The organism is Geodermatophilus aquaeductus (assembly GCF_900182545.1).
Classification (GTDB): domain Bacteria; phylum Actinomycetota; class Actinomycetes; order Mycobacteriales; family Geodermatophilaceae; genus Geodermatophilus; species Geodermatophilus aquaeductus.
Map to the genome: position 1 here is coordinate 123,034 of NZ_FXTJ01000009.1, position 19,533 is coordinate 142,566.

18 protein-coding genes are annotated in these 19,533 nt (G+C 75.9%); 13 read left to right on the forward strand and 5 right to left on the reverse strand.

Annotated elements, in window-relative coordinates; all coding sequences use genetic code 11:
- The first annotated feature begins 2 nt into the window (after window positions 1–2).
- From FN207_RS19875 to FN207_RS19890, 4 genes are all read left to right on the forward strand, one after another.
- The gene (locus FN207_RS19875; protein ID WP_142460185.1) at window positions 3–830 is read left to right on the forward strand and encodes a hypothetical protein; all 828 of its coding nucleotides are present in this window, start codon (window positions 3–5) and stop codon (window positions 828–830) included.
- A 9-nt stretch (window positions 831–839) separates the two neighbouring features.
- Window positions 840–1,325, forward strand: a complete 486-nt coding sequence (locus tag FN207_RS19880; RefSeq protein WP_142460186.1) for a MarR family winged helix-turn-helix transcriptional regulator — start codon at window positions 840–842, stop codon at window positions 1,323–1,325.
- Between the two features lie 51 nt (window positions 1,326–1,376).
- Entirely contained in the window at window positions 1,377–1,820 is a 444-nt protein-coding gene (locus FN207_RS19885; protein ID WP_142460187.1) for a DUF5313 family protein, read from the forward strand.
- Window positions 1,821–1,907: 87 nt separating this feature from the next.
- On the forward strand, window positions 1,908–3,206 hold the full coding sequence (locus tag FN207_RS19890) for a PP2C family protein-serine/threonine phosphatase (RefSeq protein WP_142460188.1): 1,299 nt from the start codon (window positions 1,908–1,910) through the stop codon (window positions 3,204–3,206).
- Between the two features lie 82 nt (window positions 3,207–3,288).
- Here the strand turns inward: FN207_RS19890 and FN207_RS19895 are convergent, their stop codons facing one another.
- Window positions 3,289–4,146 (reverse strand): patatin-like phospholipase family protein, encoded by an 858-nt coding sequence (locus tag FN207_RS19895; RefSeq protein WP_142460189.1) that lies wholly within the window; start codon window positions 4,144–4,146, stop codon window positions 3,289–3,291.
- 1 nt (window position 4,147) lies between these two features.
- Window positions 4,148–4,963 (reverse strand): mycofactocin-coupled SDR family oxidoreductase, encoded by an 816-nt coding sequence (locus FN207_RS19900; RefSeq protein ID WP_142460190.1) that lies wholly within the window; start codon window positions 4,961–4,963, stop codon window positions 4,148–4,150.
- A gap of 133 nt (window positions 4,964–5,096) precedes the next feature.
- Between FN207_RS19900 and FN207_RS26725 the strand changes: the two genes are divergently transcribed.
- The 5 genes from FN207_RS26725 to FN207_RS19925 all read left to right on the forward strand — a co-directional run bounded on the left by FN207_RS26725 (window position 5,097) and on the right by FN207_RS19925 (window position 10,944).
- The gene (locus FN207_RS26725) at window positions 5,097–5,681 is read left to right on the forward strand and encodes a TetR family transcriptional regulator (RefSeq protein WP_246066197.1); all 585 of its coding nucleotides are present in this window, start codon (window positions 5,097–5,099) and stop codon (window positions 5,679–5,681) included.
- Between the two features lie 5 nt (window positions 5,682–5,686).
- The gene (locus FN207_RS19910; RefSeq protein WP_142460191.1) at window positions 5,687–7,606 is read left to right on the forward strand and encodes an alpha-amylase family protein; all 1,920 of its coding nucleotides are present in this window, start codon (window positions 5,687–5,689) and stop codon (window positions 7,604–7,606) included.
- 38 nt (window positions 7,607–7,644) lie between these two features.
- Window positions 7,645–8,589, forward strand: coding sequence for an alpha/beta hydrolase (locus FN207_RS19915; RefSeq protein ID WP_246066215.1), 945 nt, complete (start codon window positions 7,645–7,647; stop codon window positions 8,587–8,589).
- Between the two features lie 89 nt (window positions 8,590–8,678).
- Complete coding sequence (locus FN207_RS19920) at window positions 8,679–10,184, forward strand: GGDEF domain-containing protein (RefSeq protein ID WP_142460193.1); 1,506 nt, start codon at window positions 8,679–8,681, stop codon at window positions 10,182–10,184.
- Between the two features lie 52 nt (window positions 10,185–10,236).
- A complete protein-coding gene (locus FN207_RS19925; protein ID WP_142460194.1) occupies window positions 10,237–10,944 on the forward strand; it encodes a class I SAM-dependent methyltransferase in 708 nt (235 codons plus the stop codon).
- 76 nt (window positions 10,945–11,020) lie between these two features.
- Here the strand turns inward: FN207_RS19925 and amaB are convergent, their stop codons facing one another.
- From amaB to FN207_RS19940, 3 genes are all read right to left on the reverse strand, one after another.
- Window positions 11,021–12,550, reverse strand: a complete 1,530-nt coding sequence (gene amaB, locus FN207_RS19930) for an L-piperidine-6-carboxylate dehydrogenase (protein ID WP_142460195.1) — start codon at window positions 12,548–12,550, stop codon at window positions 11,021–11,023.
- Window positions 12,551–12,573: 23 nt separating this feature from the next.
- Window positions 12,574–13,740 carry an NAD(P)/FAD-dependent oxidoreductase gene (locus FN207_RS19935; RefSeq protein WP_221888303.1) on the reverse strand — a complete coding sequence of 389 codons (1,167 nt, stop codon included), beginning with the start codon at window positions 13,738–13,740 and terminating at the stop codon, window positions 12,574–12,576.
- An 88-nt stretch (window positions 13,741–13,828) separates the two neighbouring features.
- Window positions 13,829–14,665 (reverse strand): HpcH/HpaI aldolase/citrate lyase family protein, encoded by an 837-nt coding sequence (locus FN207_RS19940; RefSeq protein ID WP_142460196.1) that lies wholly within the window; start codon window positions 14,663–14,665, stop codon window positions 13,829–13,831.
- Window positions 14,666–14,798: 133 nt separating this feature from the next.
- Here FN207_RS19940 and FN207_RS19945 point away from each other — a divergent pair, with 133 nt between their 5' ends.
- The 4 genes from FN207_RS19945 to FN207_RS19960 all read left to right on the forward strand — a co-directional run bounded on the left by FN207_RS19945 (window position 14,799) and on the right by FN207_RS19960 (window position 19,502).
- Window positions 14,799–15,398, forward strand: coding sequence for a TetR/AcrR family transcriptional regulator (locus FN207_RS19945; RefSeq protein WP_142460197.1), 600 nt, complete (start codon window positions 14,799–14,801; stop codon window positions 15,396–15,398).
- A 7-nt stretch (window positions 15,399–15,405) separates the two neighbouring features.
- A complete protein-coding gene (locus FN207_RS19950; protein WP_142460198.1) occupies window positions 15,406–17,598 on the forward strand; it encodes an MMPL family transporter in 2,193 nt (730 codons plus the stop codon).
- A 95-nt stretch (window positions 17,599–17,693) separates the two neighbouring features.
- A complete protein-coding gene (locus FN207_RS19955) occupies window positions 17,694–18,470 on the forward strand; it encodes a PhzF family phenazine biosynthesis protein (protein ID WP_221888304.1) in 777 nt (258 codons plus the stop codon).
- 90 nt (window positions 18,471–18,560) lie between these two features.
- Window positions 18,561–19,502: a quinone oxidoreductase family protein gene (locus FN207_RS19960; protein WP_142460199.1), complete on the forward strand. Its 942-nt coding sequence runs from the start codon at window positions 18,561–18,563 to the stop codon at window positions 19,500–19,502.
- The last annotated feature ends 31 nt before the right edge of the window (window positions 19,503–19,533 follow it).

Here is a 19,533-nt window from a genome sequence, read left to right on the forward strand (position 1 = left end):
GCGTGCACGCACCCAACCGGCTCGCGGTGCACCAGTCGCTGGTGCACCCGCGCGACGTCCTCGAGTTGACGGAGGCCCTGCCCGGGACGGGGTGGCACTCGGTCGGGCTGCACGTGGGCGGTGCCCAGGAGGTCGAGCCCTGGTGGCACGGCGGCGCCGGGGAGCGCAACCTCGCCCGGCTGGTGGCACTCCTGCTGGAGACCCGCGTGACCGTGCTCGACGTCGGGCGGGTGCACCTGGGCAGCGCCCTGCCGCGCGACGACGTCCACGCCGACCACGGGCGCGTGCTCGACCTGGGCGCGCGTTTCGGTGCCCGGTACGTGACCGCACGGCTGACCGCGTCCTCCCCCGCCGAGCGGGCCGACGTCTTCGGGCAGCTGGCCGAGCAGGCCCGCCCGTACCGGGTCCTGCCGCTGCTCGCGCCGGTCCCCGCCGACCGCCCCGACCTCGTCGACGACGCCGTCGCGGTGGTCGCGCCCAGCGGCGGGGGCGTCGTCCTCGACGTGCCGGTCGGGTCGTGCACGCCCGCCGGGGTCGAGGCGGTCGTCGACGCGCTCGGCGAGTTCCTCGGCTACGTCCGGCTCAGCGCCCGTCAGGTGGCCGCCGCCGGCGACGACGCCGCGGGCCTGCTCGCCACGCTGCCGCCACACGTCCCGGTGGCGCTCGGCGGGGACGACTCGGCCGGCTTCGTGACCGGTGACGTGCACGCCCGCCTGGGCGACCTGCACGGCCGCGTCGACGCGCTCCTCGAGCACCGCGGGCCCGCGCCCGGCGGCTGGCAGCCGGATGAGGCCGTTGGTGCACCCATCGTTGGGGCACCACGGATCTAGCATCGGGGCATGCAGTCCGTCGACGCCGCCCCGGCCCCTCTCGACCCGGACCCGCTCGCCCTCGAGCGCCAGGTGTGCTTCGCCCTGTCGGTCGCCGCGCGCAACGTGGTCGCCGTCTACCGGCGGTTCCTGGAGCCGATGGGGCTGACCCATCCCCAATACCTCGTGATGCTGGCGCTGTGGCAGTCCGGTCCGCTGGCGGTGAAGGACCTCTCCCGCCTGCTGCAGCTCGACCCCGGCACCCTCTCCCCGCTGGTCAAGCGGCTGGAGGCCGCCGGCCTGGTCCGCCGCGACCGGGACCCGCGGGACGAGCGGGCGCTGGCCATCGCGCTGACCGACCGCGGGCGCGCGCTGCGGGCGCGGGCCGAGGCGATCCCCTCCGGGATCGTGGCGGACCTCGGGATGCCGCTGGAGGAGCTGCAGGCGCTGCACGGCTCCCTGACGCGCGTGATCGCGGCCTCCCAGCGTGCCCTGGAGACCGATCCCACACCGTGATTGGTACACCAACCATTGGTGCACACAGCATCTGAGGCGTAGACAGGAGTCATGGAGCCGGACCAGGAAACTCCCCCGCGCGTGCGCCCCGGTCCGCTGTGGTGGCTCGCCTACGCGATGGGCACCGGGCTGCCCGAGCGGCACCGCACCTGGGTCCTGTACGACACGACGACGCGCACCTGGGTGTGGCGGCACGTGGCGCGCACGCTGGTCCAGCTGGCCGTGCCGATCGCGCTGGTCCTGCTGCTGGTGCCGGGCGCCTTCTGGATCCGCGGGCTGTCGGCCCTCGGTGGGCTGATCCTCGGGATGGCCTTCTCCCTCGCCTACATGACCGAGGCGGTGGAGAACCGGGTGAAGAAGGCCGGCTACGCCCCCGGGTCGGCGCAGGCCGTCCGCGACCGGGCCGGCCGGGTGCGGGACGCCCGGGACTCCGAACGACGGCGCGCCGCGGCCGCGAAGCGGGCCGCCCGCTACCGGGACCGCCGCGCCCGCTGACCCCCGCCGAGCCGCCGGTCGGCGGGTGAGCGCTGCCGTACGCTCCGTACCCGGCGCCCTGAGCGAGGGAGCCGGGACGGAGCCGGAGTGAGTCGACCCACGGGGGACGGGGCCGTCGACGTCGAGCGTGACCGCTACCGCTACCTCGCCGAGGTCACCGAGTCCCTGACGCAGAGCCTCGACACCGGTACCGCCGCCGACCAGCTCGCCCGCCTGGTGGTCCCGCGCCTGGCCGACTGGGCGACCGTCACCGTCCTCGCCGGCGACGGCGCACCGGGCGGCTCCGCCCGCGCCCACCGCGACCCCGAGCGCCTGGTCGACGTCGACACCTACCTCGCCGGCCGGATCACCGCGCCGCGCGACACCGAGGCCGTCGCGATGGTCCTGCACTCCGGCGAGCCGGTGCACCTGCGCGACGTCGAGCCGGACCTGGGGCCGGAGTCGCTGCCGGCGGGCCCGGTGCGCGGCGCGTGGGAGCGGCTGGACCCCCGGTCGAGCCTGTTCGTGCCGCTGCAGGCCCGCGGCACCGCCTTCGGCGTGCTGTCGCTGGTGCGCTGCGGGGACCGCCCGCCGGCCGGGCCGGACGACGTCGCGCTCGCCGTCGAGGTCGCCCGCCGCGGCGCGCTGGCCCTGGACAACGCCCGGCTCTACGGCCGCCAGCTGCGCGTCGCCGAGACGCTGCAGCACAGCCTGCTCACCCCGCCGTCGCAGCCCCCGGGCCTCGAGGTCGCCGTCCGCTACCGGCCCGCGGTCTCGCAGGACCTCGTCGGCGGCGACTGGTACGACGCCTTCGACCGACCCGACGGCGCGACCGTCCTGGTCATCGGGGACGTCGCCGGGCACGGGGTCGAGGCCGCCGCGGCGATGGCGCAGCTCCGCAGCGCCGTCCGCACGCTGGCCTACGACTCCCCCGACGGCCCGGCCGGGACGCTCGACCGGGTCGACCGGGTGCTCGCCGGCCTGCACGTGGGCACGCTGGCCACCGCGCTGGTCGCGCACCTGCTGCCCCGGGCCGACGGCGCACCGGGACACCGACTGCGCTGGTCGTCGGCCGGCCACCTGCCGCCGCTGGTGCTCGGCGCCGACGACCGGGTGCGGCTGCTGGAGACCCGCCCCGAGCGGCTCCTGGGCGCCGACGAGTTCGCGGTGCGCAGCGACCACGAGACGGTGCTCTGCCCCGGCGAGACGCTGGTGCTGGTCACCGACGGGCTGGTCGAGATCGGCCGCCGGGGCATCGACGAGGGCCTCGCGGCCGCCGCCGACGCGCTGTCCGGGCTCGCCGGGCTGTCCCCCGACGCGCTGTGCGACCGGCTCCTGACCCGGGTGCTCCCCGACCGCACCGACGACGACGTCGCGGTGCTCGCCGTCCGCGTCCTCGGCGGCTGAGGCCCGAACCGACGCCGGGTGTCGACCTGCGGCTGCCTCGGCGAGTGCGAGACGACCGCAGGTCGACAACGGGCGACTGGGCTCAGCCCCAGAACGCGCGGATCTCCTCCGCCACCCGCTCGCCCTGAGCGCGGCCGGCGCGGGCGCAGGGCTCGCGGGTGGCGGGGTCGAGCGGGTTGGTGCCGAAGGCCTGCACCGCGGTCTCGTCGGCGAGCACGAGGTGCGCCTTCCCGTCGCGGCCCAGCGTCGCCATCTCGTCGTCCAGCGAGGGCCCGAGCGGGCTGCCGGCGATCCCGGCCATCGGCGCGACGACGAGGACGGTCTCGCAGCCCGCAGCGAGGTCGGCGTTCGTGGCCGAGCGCATGCCGCCGTCCATGAACCGGCGCTCGCCGATGGTGATGGGCGGGTAGACGCCGGGCACCGCGCACGAGGCGGCGACGGCGTCGAGCAGCGGGAAGCCGGTGTCGCGGTCGACGGCGAGGAACTCCCCGTCGGCGGTGTCGACGACGGTCACCACGAGACGCCGGTCGGGCCACTCCGGCGTCCCGATCCGCCCACCGATGACCGCGCGCCGCTCCGACTCCGGCATGGTCTGCGCCCGCAGCGCCAGCGCGCCGATGCGGGCACGCGCCTCCTGCTGCTCCGTGGCGCCGGCCAGCGCCGCGGCGAAGGAGGCGAAGAACGCGGCGCCGTCGAACTGCACGGCCCGCTCGGTGGCCGGCACCGGACCGAGCTGCGCGGCGTAGAGCTCCTCGAGGTCGGCGCCGGTGCGCAGGAGCGTGCCCACGATCGAGCCGGCCGACGTGCCCACCACCAGGTCGGCGTCGCGGACGTCGACGCCGGAGGAAGCCAGCCCCGACAGCAGGCCGATCTCCCACGCGATCCCGGCGATGCCGCCGCCGCCGAGGACGAGTGCCCTGCTCCGGTCGGGAGAGCTCATCTCAGAACTCCGAGACGCCGGCGTCGACGGCCATCTCGTGCGCGGTGACGTAGCGGGACTCGTCGGAGGCGAGGAACAGGACGACGTCGGCGACGTCCTCGGGCTGGGTGACCTGGACGGGCAGCAGGTTGCTGAACATGGGCGCCAGTCTCGGGTCACCGGCCATGGCCGCGCCGAGGGTGGCCTGCATGTCGCCCTCGCCCATCGGCGTCGCGACGCCGGTCGGGTGCAGGCTGTTGACCCGGATCGAGTGCCTGGCCAGCTCGGTGGCGAAGGCCTTGGCCATCCCGCGCACGGCCCACTTGCTGGTCGTGTAGTGGACCATGAACGGCTGCACCTTCAGCCCGGCCGCGGAGCTGACCAGCACGATCGAGCCGCCGCCGGCGGAGGCCAGGTGCGGCGCGGTGGCCATGACGGTGTTCCACACGCCGGTCACGTTGATGTCCAGGGTGTTGGCGAAGACCTCGGGGGCGACCTGGTCCCAGGGGCGCGGGCTGCAGATGCCGGCGTTGGCCACGACGACGTCGAGCCGGCCGAGCTCGGCCACCCCCCGGTCGGCGGCCTCCCGCAGCCCGGCGAGGTCGCGGACGTCGACGACGGCCTTCACCGCGCGGCGGTCCTGCGCCTCGACCTGCCGCACCGTCTCGTCGAGGTCCTCCTCCGTCGCGGAGGGATAGGTGACGTCGGGCAACTGCCCGCAGACGTCGACCACCACGACGTCGGCGCCCTCGGCCGCCAGCCGGACGGCGTGCGCCCTCCCCTGGCCCCGCGCCGCGCCCGTGACCAGCGCGACCTTGCCCTCGACCCGTCCTGCCACCGCTGCCTCCGTCCCGGCCCCGTCCCGGGTCCCGCCGCGAGCGTGCGAGTGGCGGGGAGGACGGGGTCCTTACAGTGCCGCGCGTCACGCTAGGAGTGATTTGCACTCAGTGCAAGGCCCTAGGGTCCACGCCGTGGAGCAGGTGGCGCGGCAGTCCTCCCGGCTGGCCACGTGGCACGCGTTGCGCGAGGCGACGCTGCGCCTCGTGGCCGAGCGCGGGTTCGCGGCGGTGACCGTCGACGACGTCGCCGCGGCGGCCGGCACCTCGCGCCGGACGTTCTTCAACTACTTCCCGACCAAGGCCGCGGCGCTCTTCGACCCGGAGCCGGAGCTGGCCGGCCGGCTGCAGCGGCTGACCGAGGAGGCCCCGGTCACCGACGACGCCTGGGCGGACCTGTGCTGGATCTGCGCGTCGTTCGTCCGGTGGGGCCCGCCGGACACGCTGCACGTCTACCGGCAGGTGGCCGAGTCCGGCGAGCTCAGCGACTACCCGGTGCAGATCCACCGGCACCTGGAGGAGGCGCTGGAGGCCTGGGCGGCCCGGCGCTTCCCCGGCGACCCGCTGCACGCGCGGCAGCTGGCCGCGACGGCCGGTGCCGCCCTGGTCGCGGCGTTCCGCACGTGGGACCCGGCCACGCCGGCCGGGGAGTTCGTGCGCCTGGCCGACCGGGCACTGGCCGCGGTGACCGTGCGCCGCGCGGGGACGGAGGAGACGTGACGGGGATGCCACCCGGGATGGCCGACGAGGCGGCCGCCGCGCTCGGGGAGGACGAGGCCGACGCCTTCCTCGCACGGGCCGGCCTCGTCCTGCCCGACGTCGTCGCGGCGGTGGAGCGGCTCTACGGCGACCGGGCCGGCGACCTGCTCGGCCGGGCGCTGCGCACCTCCCTGCGGGCGGCCGCCGAGCGGCCCGCGGAGCTGCGCCGGCTCGACCGCCGCCGCGAGATCGACCCGGCCTGGTTCCAGTCGCCGCGGGTGCAGGGCTACGTCTGCTACGTCGACCGCTTCTGCGGCACGCTGCGCGAGCTGCCCGGGAAGCTCGACCACCTCGAGGCGCTGGGCACCACCTACCTGCACCTCATGCCGCTGCTGCGCCCGCGTGCGGGCGAGAACGACGGCGGCTACGCGGTGGCCGACTACCGCGAGGTCGACCCCCGGCTGGGCACGATGGCCGACCTCGAGGCGGTGGCCGCGGCGCTGCACGGACGCGGCATGAGCCTGTGCATCGACCTGGTGCTCAACCACACCGCCCGCGAGCACGCGTGGGCCCGGGGCTGGCTGGCCGGCGACCCGGCGTACGCGGGCTTCTACACGGCCTTCCCCGATCGCGAGCTGCCCGACGCCTACGACGCCACCATCCCCGAGGTCTTCCCCGACCGCGCGCCGGGCTCGTTCAGCTGGGTGCCCGAGGCGCTCGGCGGCGCCGGCGGCTGGGTGTGGACGACGTTCTGGCCGTACCAGTGGGACCTCGACTACACCAACCCCGAGGTGACGCTGGCCGTGCTCGGCGAGATCACCTGGCTGGCCAACCGCGGCGTCGACGTCTTCCGCATGGACGCCGTCCCGTTCATGTGGAAGCGGATCGGCACCAGCGGCCAGAACCTGCCCGAGGCGCACGTCCTGCTGCAGCTGCTGCACGCGCTGACCCGGCTGGCCGCTCCCGGGGTGGTGTTCAAGGCCGAGGCGATCGTCGCCCCGGACGACCTCGTGCAGTACCTGGGCGCCCACGAGCGCTACCGGCCCGAGTGCGAGCTGGCCTACCACAACCAGCTCATGGTGCTGCTGTGGAGCAGCCTGGCCACCGGCGACGCCCGCCTGGCCCGCCAGGCGCTGGGCCGGATGCGGCCGATCCCGCCCACGACCACCTGGTGCACCTACGTGCGCGGGCACGACGACATCGGCTGGGCGGTGACCGACACCGACGCCGCCGCCCTCGGCCTCGACGGGTTCGCCCACCGCCGGTTCCTCAACGACTTCTACTCCGGCCGCTTCCCCGGCTCCTCCGCCCGCGGCGCGCTGTTCCAGGAGAACGAGGCCACCGGCGACGCGCGGATCTCGGGGACGACGGCGTCGCTGTGCGGCATCGAGGACGCCCTCGACCGCGGCGACGAGGCGGCACTGGAGACGGGCCTGCGCCGGTTCGGGCTGCTGTACGCGGTGGCCTACGGCTTCGGCGGGATCCCGCTGCTCTACTCCGGCGACGAGCTGGCCCAGCGCAACGACGCCGGGTACCGCGCCGACCCCGCACTGGCCCCCGACAACCGGTGGATGCACCGCCCGCCGCTGGACTGGGCCGCCACCGAGCGCGCCGTCGACCCGCGGAGCCTCGAGGGCCGGGTGACGGCGCTGCTGCGCGGGCTGTCGGAGGCGCGGCGGGGGCAGCCCGCGCTCGCCGGCGGCACGGAGTCCGAGGTGGTCGACGCCGGCAGCGACGCCGTCCTGGTGTGGCGCCGCCGGCACCCCCGCAGCGGCACGTTCGTCGGGCTGGCCAACGTGAGCGCCCGGCCGCAGACCGTGGACGCCGACACCGTCACCGGCTTCGGCACCTACCCCTGCGTCGCCGGCAGCGACGGCCCCCTGCCGGTCGAGGACGGCCGGCTCCTCGTCCCCGGGCTCGGCTGGGCCTGGTACGCCGAACCCTGAATCCCTGAACCCCGGACACAGGAGGACACGTGGCACGGATGGACCTGCGGGTGCGGGCGCTCGGCCGGCTGCTCGGCCGGATGTCGATCTCGTCGATGGACGACGAGCGGCTGCGGAAGGCCCAGTCGCAGTCGGTCCCGCACAACCCCGCGACCGACCTGCTGCTCGGTGGCGTGGCCCGCGACGTGCGGCTCAGCGACGGGACGGCCCGCGGCGAGGTCGGCGACGTCCCGGTGCGCACCTACCGGCCCGACGGCGCGGGCGGACCGCTGCCGCTGGTCGTCAACTTCCACGGCGGCGGGTGGACGCTGGGCAACCTCGACTCCGCCGACTGGCTGTGCAGCAACGTGGCGGCCACCGTCGGCGCCGTCGTCGTGTCGGTCGACTACCGGCTGGCGCCGGGGCACCGCTGGCCGGCCGCGGCCGAGGACTGCTACGCCGCGCTGGTCGACGTCGTCGCCCGGGCGGAGGAGTTCGGCGCCGACGGCGGCCGGGTCGCGGTGATGGGCGACAGCGCCGGGGGCAACCTGGCCGCCGTCGTCTGCCTGCTGGCCCGCGACCGCTCCGGCCCGCGGATCGCGCACCAGGGGCTGGTCTACCCGTCGGTGGACCTGACGATGAGCAGCCCGTCGATCGACGAGAACGCCTCCGCGCCGATCCTCACGAAGGCCGACTGCCTCGCCTTCCGCGACCACTACCTCGGCGGCCAGGACCCGCACCACCCGCACGCCTCGCCGCTGTTCGCCGGCGACCACTCCGGCCTGCCCCCGGCGCTGGTGCAGGTGGCCGAGCACGACCCGATCCGCGACGACGGCGTCCGCTACGCCGGGGTCCTGCGCGAGGCCGGCGTGCCGGTGCGCTTCACCGAGTACGTCGGCATGCCGCACGGGTTCCTGGCCTTCCCGCGGCTGTGCCGGTCGGCGCCGCAGGCCCTCGCCGAGCTGTGCGCGCAGCAGACGGAGGCGCTCGCCGCCATCCGGTGAGGCGCCCTCTCCCCCCGACGGGTCATGTCCCCGGAGCCCCCGCGCGCCGATGGGGAACGGGACACCCCCGTCGGCGAGAGGAGCGCGACATGGCCCGGCCCCCTGCCGCGTCCACCCTGGGCGCGCTGCTCGTCGCCGCGTGCACGGTCGGGATGCTGGCCACCGCCGTCCTCCCGGCCGGCGCCGCGGCGCTGGTCTCCGACGTCACCCAGGCCCTGGCCGCCGGAGCCGCCGCCGCGGCCACCGCCCGGCACGCGGCGCGCTGCAGCGGCCGGCGGATGCGCGCGGCCTGGGCGCTGCTGTCGGCGGCGTGCGCCTCCTGGTTCGCCGGGCAGGCGTACTGGGCCGTCCTCTCCGTCCGCGGCGAGGCGCCCTTCCCGTCGCTGGCCGACCTCGGCTTCCTCGGGTTCTCCGTCCTCTCCGTGCTCGCCCTCGTCGTGCACCCGGCCGGCGGCGGGCGCACCGGCCGATGGCAGCGCTGCCTCGACGCGGTGATGACCGCCGGCGCCGTCGGCCTGGTCAGCTGGCAGACGGCGCTGGGCGCGGTGCTCCGCGAGGACACCGGTCACGACGTCGCCGTCCGCCTGCTCCTGGCCGCCTACCCGGTCGCCGACGTCGCCCTCGTGGTGCTCGCCGTCCTGCTCGTCACCCGCACCCCCGGCGACCGCCGGCCGCTCAACCTCGTCGCCGCCGGCGTCACCGCGATGGCGGTCGCCGACAGCGCCTTCACCTACCTCGCCGCCACCAGCGCCTACGACGGCGGCACCGTCGACGCCGGCTGGGCGCTCGCCTTCGTGCTGCTCGCCGCCGCGGGCCTGTGCCGTCCCGCCGACGCCACCGGCGCCGGCGCCACGAGCAGCGGCGCCCCGGTCCGGCGGACCAGCGCGGCGGCCTCCCTGCTGCCCTACGCGCCGGTCACCCTCGCCCTCGGCGTGGCCCTGGCCCGAACCCTCACCGGCGCGACCCTCGGCCGGGGCGAGGAGCTCGTCGTCGCCGTCGTCATCGCGGCGCTGCTGGCCCGCCAGTACGGGACGGTGCGCGAGAACGTCCGGCTCGCCGACGACCTCGCCGCCCGCGAGGCCCAGCTGCGGCACCTGGCCTTCTCCGACCCGCTCACGGGCCTGGCCAACCGGTCGCTGTTCCTCGACCGGCTCGAGCACGCCCTCGCGCTGCACGCCCGCGACATGCGGCCGGTGGCCGTCGTCTTCCTCGACCTCGACGACTTCAAGTCGGTCAACGACACCCTCGGCCACGCCGCGGGCGACGAGCTGCTGCTGCGGGTGGCCGAGCGGCTGACCGGGGCGCTGCGCGGCGGCGACACGGTGGCCCGGCTCGGCGGCGACGAGTTCGCCGCGCTGCTCGAGGACGGCGGGGACCCCGTCGAGGCCGCCGCCCGCATCACCGCCGCGATGGACGTGCCGTTCAGCGTCGCCGGCCGCAGCCGCGCGGTGGGCGCGAGCACCGGCGTGGTCGCCCTCACCGCCGGCGACGCCGCGGTGGGCGCCGACGAGCTCATGGCCCGCGCCGACGCGGCCATGTACAGCGCCAAGCGCGCCGGCAAGGGCCGCGTCGTCCACCACGGCGCCTCCGTCTGATCCCTCGCCGTCCTGGAGGGCGGGCGGGCCCGGTCGGTGCGAGGCTGGACCGGTGACCGACGTCGTGCGCCGGGACGGGCGTCGCACCCCCGCAGTCCGCAGCTACCAGGGGCACGGCATCCACGCCGCCCCGGGCGTGCACGAGTACGCCGCGGACCTGGCCCGGTCGGTGCTGCCCGACGGCGGCCGGGTGCTCGAGGTGGGCTCCGGCTGCGGCGCGCTGGCGCTGCGGCTGCGCGACGCCGGCCTCGACGTCGTCCCCACCGACCTCGACCCGCCGCACGAGTGGATCTCCCGCCTCGACCTCGACGACCCCGAGTGGACCGACGACACCCGCGGCCCGTTCGACCTCGTGGTGTGCGTGGAGACGCTCGAGCACGTGGAGAACCCGCGGCAGGTGCTGCGCTCGATCCGCGCGCTGCTGCGTCCCGGCGGCCGACTGCTGGTGAGCACGCCCAACGTCACGCACCCGCACTCGCGGCTGCTCACGCTGCTGCGCGGCGCGCCGTACGTGTTCGGCCCGCGGCTCTACCACTCCCCCGGCCACATCACGCTGCTGCCGGACTGGATGCTCACCGAGCACGTGCGGCTGGCCGGGTTCGACGACGTCGAGGTCACCACCGCCGGCGACACGTTCTACAGCGGGCCGATGCGGGCTGCCTACCGGGCGGAGATGGCCGCGCTGTGGCTGCTCGGCATCCGCCAGCGGGCCACCTCCGGCGACGGCGTCTGCACCTTCCTCACCGCCACCGCCGTCTGAGGCGGCCGACGGTGTGCGCCGAGGCGGGGTTCCGGCGTGGGGAACCCGGCGCCGGCGCACACCGTCGGCGCCGCGGTCAGATGGGGAACTCGACGCCCTGCGCGAGGGGCAGCTCGCCGGAGAAGTTGATCGTGTTGGTGGCCCGGCGCATGTAGCCCTTCCACGCGTCGGAGCCGGACTCCCGGCCGCCGCCGGTGTGCTTCTCGCCGCCGAACGCGCCGCCGATCTCCGCACCCGAGGTGCCGATGTTGACGTTGGCGATGCCGCAGTCGGAGCCGTCGGCGGCGAGGAACCGCTCGGCCTCGGCCTGGTCGGAGGTGAAGATGCTCGACGACAGCCCCTGGGGGACGTCGTTGTTGAGCGCCACGGCCTCCTCCAACGTGCGGTACGGCAGCACGTAGAGGATGGGCGCGAAGGTCTCCTGCCGGACGATGTCGGTCTGCCCCGGCATCCGGACCAGCGCCGGCTCGACGTACCAGGCGTCCGGCGCCTCCTCGGCCAGCCGCCGCCCACCGCCGGCGAGCACCTCGCCGCCCTGCTGGCGCGCCGCCTCGAGGGCGTCCTGCATCGCCTTGTACGCGGCGTCGTGGACCAGCGGGCCGACCAGCGTGCCGGCGTCCAGCGGCGAGCCGATCGGCAGCCGGCGGTAGGCGGCGGCGACCCGCTCGGTCACGGCGTCGACGACGTCGACGTGCGCGATGAGCCGGCGCATCGTGGTGCACCGCTGCCCGGCGGTGCCGGCGGCCGAGAACACGATGCCGCGGGTGGCCAGGTCGAGGTCGGCCGACGGCGTGACGATCGCGGCGTTGTTGCCGCCCAGTTCCAGCAGCGAGCGGCCGAAGCGGTCGGCGACCCGCGGCCCGACCAGCCGGCCCATGCGCGTGGAGCCGGTCGCGCTGAGCAGGGCCACGCCGGGCGAGGCGACCAGCGCCTCGCCCACGTCGGCGCCGCCGAGCACGACCTGGCTGAGCCCCTCGGGTGCGCCGGTCTCGCGGATCGCCCGGTCCAGCAGCGCGGCGGACGCCAGCGCCGACAGCGGCGCGAGCTCCGAGGGCTTCCAGATCACCGGGTCGCCGCAGACGAGGGCCAGCGCCGTGTTCCACGACCACACGGCGACCGGGAAGTTGAACGCGCTGATGACGCCGACGACGCCCAGCGGGTGCCAGGTCTCCATCAGCCGGTGCCCGGGCCGTTCGGAGCTGATCGTCCGGCCGTAGAGCTGACGCGAGAGCCCGACGGCGAACTCGCAGATGTCGATCATCTCCTGGACCTCGCCGGCCGCCTCGGAGGTGATCTTGCCGACCTCGATGCTCACCAGGGTGGCGAGGTCGGCCTTGTGCTCGCGCAGCAGCTCGCCGAGGCGGCGGACCAGCGCGCCGCGCACCGGCGCCGGGACCGTGCGCCAGGTCCGGAACGCCTCGCCGGCCCGCGCGACGGCGGCCTCGACGTCGGCCGCGGTGTCCCGGCGCACGGAGGCGACCCGGGCGCCGTTCACCGGCGAGGTCACCTGGTCGTCGCCCGCGACGGCGTCGAGGTCGACGCCGCAGCGGGTCGCGGCCTCCGCCGCCAGGCGGGCGAGGTCCTCGGCGGTGGGCAGGGTGGTCACAGACGGACTCCTCAGAGGTCGGATCAGACGACGTTGAGCTCGGGGCGTACTCCCGCACCCGAGAACCTACGGACGTCGAAGACGGACACGTCGACGAACGGCTCCACCCCGAGGTACAGGTCGCGCACGACCTCGCCGACGGCCGGTCCCATGAGGAACCCGTGGCCGGAGAAGCCGGTGGCGTAGAGGAAGCCCTCGACGTCGGCGGCGCGGCCGATGAGCGCGTTGTGGTCGGGCGTCATCTCGTAGAGCCCCGCCCAGCCGCTGGCCACGCCGACGCCGGCCAGCGCGGGGGCGCGCCGCTCGATCGCCGCGGCCAGACGGGGCAGCCACGCGTCGGAGCGGGTCAGCCGGAAGCCGGGCGTCTCGTCGGGGTCGGACATGCCCATGAGCAGGCCCCGCCCCTCGCGGTGGAAGTAGAACGAGGTGTCGAAGTCGATGGTGAACGGCGTGTGCGGGTCCAGGTCCGGGACCGGCTCGGTGACCAGCACCTGGCGGCGCAGCGGGCTCACCGGCAGGTCCACCCCGGCCCAGGCGCCGACCTCGGCCGACCAGGCGCCGGCGGCGCAGACCACCGTGTCGGTGCGGATCGTCCCGGCCGCCGTGTGCACCGCGGTGACCCGCCCGCTGTCGACGTCGATGCCGGTGGCCGCGCACTGCGGCAGCAGCGTGGCCCCGGCCCGCCGGGCGGCCGACGCGTAGCCGAGCACCACCGACTCCGGCGTGCAGTGCCCGTCGGTCGGCGAGAACGCGGCGGCGAGCAGCCCGTCGGCGTCGACCAGCGGGGAGAGCCGCAGTGCCTCGGCGACGTCGACCATCCGGCTGGGCACGCCGAGGGAGTTCTGCACCGCGACGGCGGCCTCGAAGTCGGCCACCGCCTGCGGCGTCGACAGCAGGAACAGGTAGCCCACCGGCGCGAAGTCGATCTCCTGCCCGAAGCGGGCGGGGAAGTCGCGGAAGCTCTCCAGGCTGCGCGCGCCCAGGGCGACGTTCACCGGGTCGGAGAACATCGCCCGCACCCCGCCGGCCGCCTTGCAGGTCGAGCCGGCGCCGAACGCGTCCCGGTCGAGCAGGACGACGTCGGGCACGCCGGCCCGCGCCAGTTCGTACGCGGTGGCCAGCCCCATCACCCCGCCGCCGATCACGACGACGGACGCCGAGGCGGGCACCTGGCGCGACGGTCCGGTCACCGGGACCTCCTGCACGGACGGGGACGGGCTCCCCATCCTGGGCCCTGCGGGGCCCGCGGCACCACGTCCGCGGGCCCACGCCACCGGATCAGGCCGGCTCGACGCCGAAGGTCTGCGCCAGGCGCTCGATCTTGCGGGCCCGGCCCAGCCGCGGCTTGTCGCTGCCGTCGCGGATGACCTGGCCGCGGGCCTCGAAGTCGGCGAGGAACGCCCGCGCCCACGCGACGTCGGACGGCGCGGGGCTGATCACCTCGTTGATGACCGGCGCCTGGTCGGGGTCGAGGCAGAGCTTGCCGGTGAGCCCGAGGGAGACGGTGACCGCCGACTGCTCACGCAGCACCGGGTGGCTGGTGCTTACCGTCGGGCCGTCGATCGGGCCGGGCAGGCCGCCGATCCGGCTGGCCACGACCAGGCGCGAGCGTGGGTAGGCCATCGCCAGGTCGTCGGCGCTGGTGCCGGTGTCGCGGCGGTAGTCGCCGCTGCCGAAGGCGAGCCGGAACGCGCCGCGCGCCCGGGCGACGTTGACCGCCTCCTCGATGCCGAGCGCCGACTCGACCAGCGCCAGCACCGGGGTCGACCCGCCGAGCCGGTCGAAGGTCTCGGTCACGTGCTCGCCGGCCTCGGTCTTGGCCAGCATCACGCCGGCGAGCCCGGGCAGGCCCGCGAGCGCGGCGACGTCGTCCTCCCACCACGTCGTCGAGCGGTCGTTGATCCGCACCCAGGCCGGGCGGTCGGCGTCCTTGAGCCAGGGAACGACGCCGTCGCGGGCCTCGTCCTTGTGCGCCGGGTCGACGGCGTCCTCGATGTCGAGGACCACCTGGTCGGCGCGCGAGGCGTACCGCTCGTCGAACAGGTCCGTGCGTGCACCGTTCACCAGCAGCCAGGAGCGCGCGTCCGCCGGCCCGACCCTGCGTCGTGTCGTCATGACGTCATCCTCGCCCGAGCCCGCCTGCGGCCCGCGGTCCGACTCCCGGCCAGCGGCATCTGTGAGCGATGGCACGCCGACCAGATCGGATGGTCTGCCGACCGGATCGGTCGGTCCGCCGTACCCTGGGCCCGTGGCGCGACCGTTCCGGCAGCAGATCGACGAGGGCATCCTCGACCGCGCCGCCGCCCTGTTCGCCCGCCGCGGCTTCGCCAAGACGTCGGTGCAGGACGTGGCCGACGCCGTCGGGCTGTCCAAGGCCGGCCTGCTGCACCACTACCCCAGCAAGGACGCCCTGCACGAGGCGGTGCTCGCCCAGGCGGAGACGCTCGGCAAGCGGGTCCTCGAGCAGGTCGAGCACCTGCCGCTGGGCGCGGCGCGCGACCGCCGGGCCGTCGAGGTCCTGGTCGACGTCGCCCTCGCCCACCCCGGCGTCGTCGCGCTGCTGCTGGCCCCGGCCACCCAGGGCGAGCCCGGTGCCGACGCCTCGCTGACCGACGGGGCCGGCGCCATGGCGCTGGCCGCCTTCGGCGTCGACCCGGAGACCACCGACCCCGAACGCTGCGTCCGGGTGGTCGGCGCCCTCGGCGCGCTCGCCGTCCTCACCCTCGCCGCCCGCCAGGCGGACCTGACCCTCGCGTGGCGGCCGTTCGTCGTCGGCACGTGCTTCGACGCGCTCGGCCACCGCCGTCCGCGCGCACCCCATCCCTCCCCCACCCAGTCAGAGGCCTGAAGAGTCCATGGCAGTCCTGTTGTCCCGTCTCGGGACGTTCTCCGCGCGGCACCGGTTCGCCGTCCTCGCCGCGTGGCTCCTGGTCCTCGTGGCCGGTGGCGCCGGCGCGGTGACGCTCTCCGGTGAGACGTCGACCAGCTTCTCCATCCCCGGCCAGGAGTCCACGACCGCGCTCGAGCGGATCGGCGAGGAGTTCGGCGAGGTCGCCGGCGGCGTGAGCGCGCGGGTCGTCGTCGCCGCGCCCGAGGGCGGCACGCTGACCACCCCGGAGAACGCGGCCGCGGTGACCGGGCTGGCCGGCACGCTGGCCGAGCTCCCCGGCGTCGTCTCGGCCACCGACCCCCTGGACCCGGCCGCGCCGTCGGTCAACCAGGACCTCACCACCGGCTACAGCACGGTCACCTACGACGCCGAGGCCGGCGGGGTGACGCCCGAGCAGCAGGACGCGCTGCTCGACGCCGTCGACGAGGCCCGCGACAGCGGCCTGACCGTCGAGGTCACCGGCCAGGCGATCGAGGAGGTGCCGGCCGTCGGCGGCCCGGCGGAGGCGATCGGCGTCGTCGTGGCGCTGGTCGTCCTGGCCGTCACCTACGGCGCCCTCGTCGTGGCCGGCATGAACCTGCTGACCGCGCTCGTCGGCGTGGGCGTCGGCGTCCTCGGCATCACCATCGCCACCGGCTTCACCGACCTGTCCTCGACGACGCCGATCCTCGCCGCGATGCTCGGCCTGGCCGTCGGCATCGACTACACGCTGTTCATCGTCACGCGGCACCGGCAGGAGCTGGCGCGCGGCGCCGAGGTCCGCCGGTCGATCGGGCTGGCCGTGGGCACCGCCGGGTCGGCCGTGGTCACCGCGGGCCTCACCGTCGTCATCGCGCTCGCCGGCCTGTTCGTCGCCGGCATCCCGTTCCTGACCCAGATGGGGCTGGCCGCGGCGGCCACGATCGTCGTCGCCGTCCTGGTCGCGCTCACGCTGGTCCCGGCGGTGCTCGCGCTGCTCGGGCACCGCGTCCTGCCCCGCAAGCGCCGCGCCGCGGCCGTCGCCGCCACCGCGGACGCTCCCGCACCGGCCCGCGGCCGGGGCTTCCTCGCCGGCTGGGCGACCACCGTCAGCCGGCACCGGGTGGTGTCGCTGCTGCTGGCGATCGTCGCCCTCGGCGTCGTGTCCATCCCGGTGGCCTCCATGCAGACGACGCTGATCCAGACGCCGGGCGAGGGCACCACGCAGGCCCGCGCCGACGCGCTGCTGGCCGAGGGCTTCGGCGAGGGCTTCAACGGCCCGATCACCGTGCTGTTCGAGGGCGACGGGGCCGTCGACGCCGCCGCGCAGGCCGCGGGCACCGTCAGCGGGCTCGACGACGTCGCGCTGGTGGCCCCGCCCACCCCGAACGCCGACGGCACCGCCGCGCTGCTCAACGTCATCCCGGAGTCGGGCCCGACCACCGAGGCCACCGAGCAGCTCGTCGCCGACCTGCGCGCGCAGCTGGGCGACCTCGACGGCGTCGAGGCCTCGGTGACCGGCCAGACGGCGGTGAGCGTCGACGTCGCGCAGAGCCTGGACGCGGCGCTGCCGGTCTACCTGCTGCTCGTCGTCGGCCTGGCGCTGGTCCTGCTGGTGCTGGTCTTCCGGTCGCTGCTGGTGCCGCTGGTCGGCGTCCTGGGCTTCCTGCTGACCATCGGCGCCTCGCTCGGCGCCACGGTGGCGGTGTTCCAGTGGGGCTGGCTGGCCGACGTCGTCAACCTCGACACCACCGGCCCGCTGCTGAGCCTCACGCCGATCCTGGTGATCGGCATCCTGTTCGGCCTGGCGATGGACTACCAGGTGTTCCTGGTGTCGCGGATGCACGAGGCGCACACCCACGGCGCCTCGCCGCTGGACTCGATCCGCACCGGGTTCCGGCAGGCCGCACCGGTCGTCGTCGCGGCCGCGCTGATCATGTTCTCGGTGTTCGCCGGGTTCGTGCCGGCCGGTGAGCCGACGATCAAGTCGATCGCCTTCGCGCTGGCCATCGGCATCCTGTTCGACGCCTTCGTCGTCCGGATGGTGCTCGTGCCCGCGGCGCTGGCGCTGCTCGGCGAGCGGGCCTGGTGGCTGCCGCGCTGGCTGCGCTGGCTCCCGGCGGTCGACGTCGAGGGCGCGGCGCTGGAGAAGGACCACGGCGCGGTCCGCGAGCCGGAGCTGGTCGGCGACCCGCGCTGACGTCCCGCACCGCCCACGGCCCGTCTCCCCTCCCGGGGAGGCGGGCCGTGGTGTCTCATGACGGGTCGGTGGAGGTCCCACACGGAGGAGGAACGGTGTCCGGTCCCGAGGTCCTGCGGTACGTCGCGTTCAGCGGCGACCCGTCCGGCGGCAACCCCGCCGGCGTCGTCCTGGACGCGACCGGCCTCACCGACGACGAGATGCTCGCCATCGCCGCCGACGTCGGGTTCTCCGAGACGGCCTTCCTCCTCCCCCGCCCCGACGGCCTGGACGCGCGCTACTTCAGCCCGCTGGCCGAGGTCAGCTTCTGCGGCCACGCCACGATCGCCACCGCCGTCGCGCACGCCGAGCGCTCCGGCGCAGGCACGCTGCACCTGCGCACCCGGGCCGGCGAGGTGCCGGTGCGCACCGAGCGGTCCGCCGACGGCGCGTGGACGGCGACCCTCACCAGCGTCCCGCCGCGGACGGTGCCGCTCGACGACGGCGACCTGCGCGAGCTCCTGGCGCTGCTGCGGCTCTCCCCGGACGACCTCGACCCCGCGCTGCCGCCCCGCGTCGCCTACGCCGGCGCCTGGCACCCGGTGCTGGCGCTGGCCTCGCGGGAGCGGCTGGCCGTCCTCGACTACGACATGGCCGGCCTCGGGCGGCTGATGGCCGACCGCGACTGGACGACCGTCGCCCTGGTCCACCGCGAGGACGCGACCACCTTCTCCGCCCGCAACCCGTTCCCTCCCGGCGGCGTGGTGGAGGACCCCGCCACCGGCGCCGCGGCGGCCGCGTTCGGCGGTTACCTGCGCGAGGGCGGGCACGTCGAGGTGCCGGCCCTGCTCACCGTGCTGCAGGGTGCCGACATGGCCGGCCGAGCACGCTGACGGTGTCGGTCCCGGCCGGCACCGGCGGCATCGAGGTCAGCGGCACCGCCGTCGCCGTCCCGGCCTGACCCCACCCACTCAGGAGGCGACGTGCGCGCGGTGCAGATCGACCGGACCGGCGGACCCGAGGTGCTCACCCTCCGGGACCTGCCCGACCCCGGGCCCGGCGACGGGCAGGTGCTGGTCGACGTCGAGGCCGCGGGCGTCAACTTCCGCGACGTCTACGAGCGCGAGGGCCGCCCGCCCTACGGCCCGTCGCTGCCGGCCGTGGTCGGCGCCGAGGGCGCGGGCCGCGTCGTCGGCACCGGCGAGCGGGTCGCGTGGGTGGACGCCCCCGGCAGCTACGCCACCCGGGTGGCGGTGTCGCGGGAGAAGCTGGTGCCGGTGCCCGACGGCGTGCCCACGGAGGTGGCCGCGGCGGTGATGCTGCAGGGCTGCACCGCGCACTACCTCACGGCCGAGTCCCACCCGGTGGCCGAGGGCGACTGGGTGGTGGTGCACAGCGCCGCCGGCGGGGTGGGCCTGCTGCTGACCCAGCTGGTGCGGATGCGCGGCGGGCACGTGCTGGCGACGACGTCCACGGAGGACAAGGCCGAGCTGGCCCGGGCCGCCGGTGCCGACGAGGTGGTCGTCGGCTACGACGGCTTCGCCGAGCGGGTGCGCGCCCTGTCCGGGACCGGCGCGGCCGCGGTCTACGACGGCGTGGGCCGGGCGACGTTCGACGAGGGGCTGACCGCGCTGCGGCCGACCGGGCGGATGGTCCTCTACGGCGCCTCCAGCGGGCAGCCGGAGCCGCTGCAGCTGCAGCGGCTGGCCTCGCACGGGTCGCTGTACGTGCAACGGCCCACGCTGGGCACCTACACGCGGACGCCGGAGCTGCTGCGCTCCCTGGCCGGCGCGGTGCTGGGCCTGGTGGCCGCGGGCCGCCTCGACGTCCGGATCGGCGGCCGGTACCCGCTGGCCCAGGCCGCACGCGCCCACGAGGACCTTGAGGGCCGGCGCACCACCGGCAAGCTGCTCCTGCTGCCCTGACCCGTTGCGCGACGCCCCCCGGCCGCGCGCG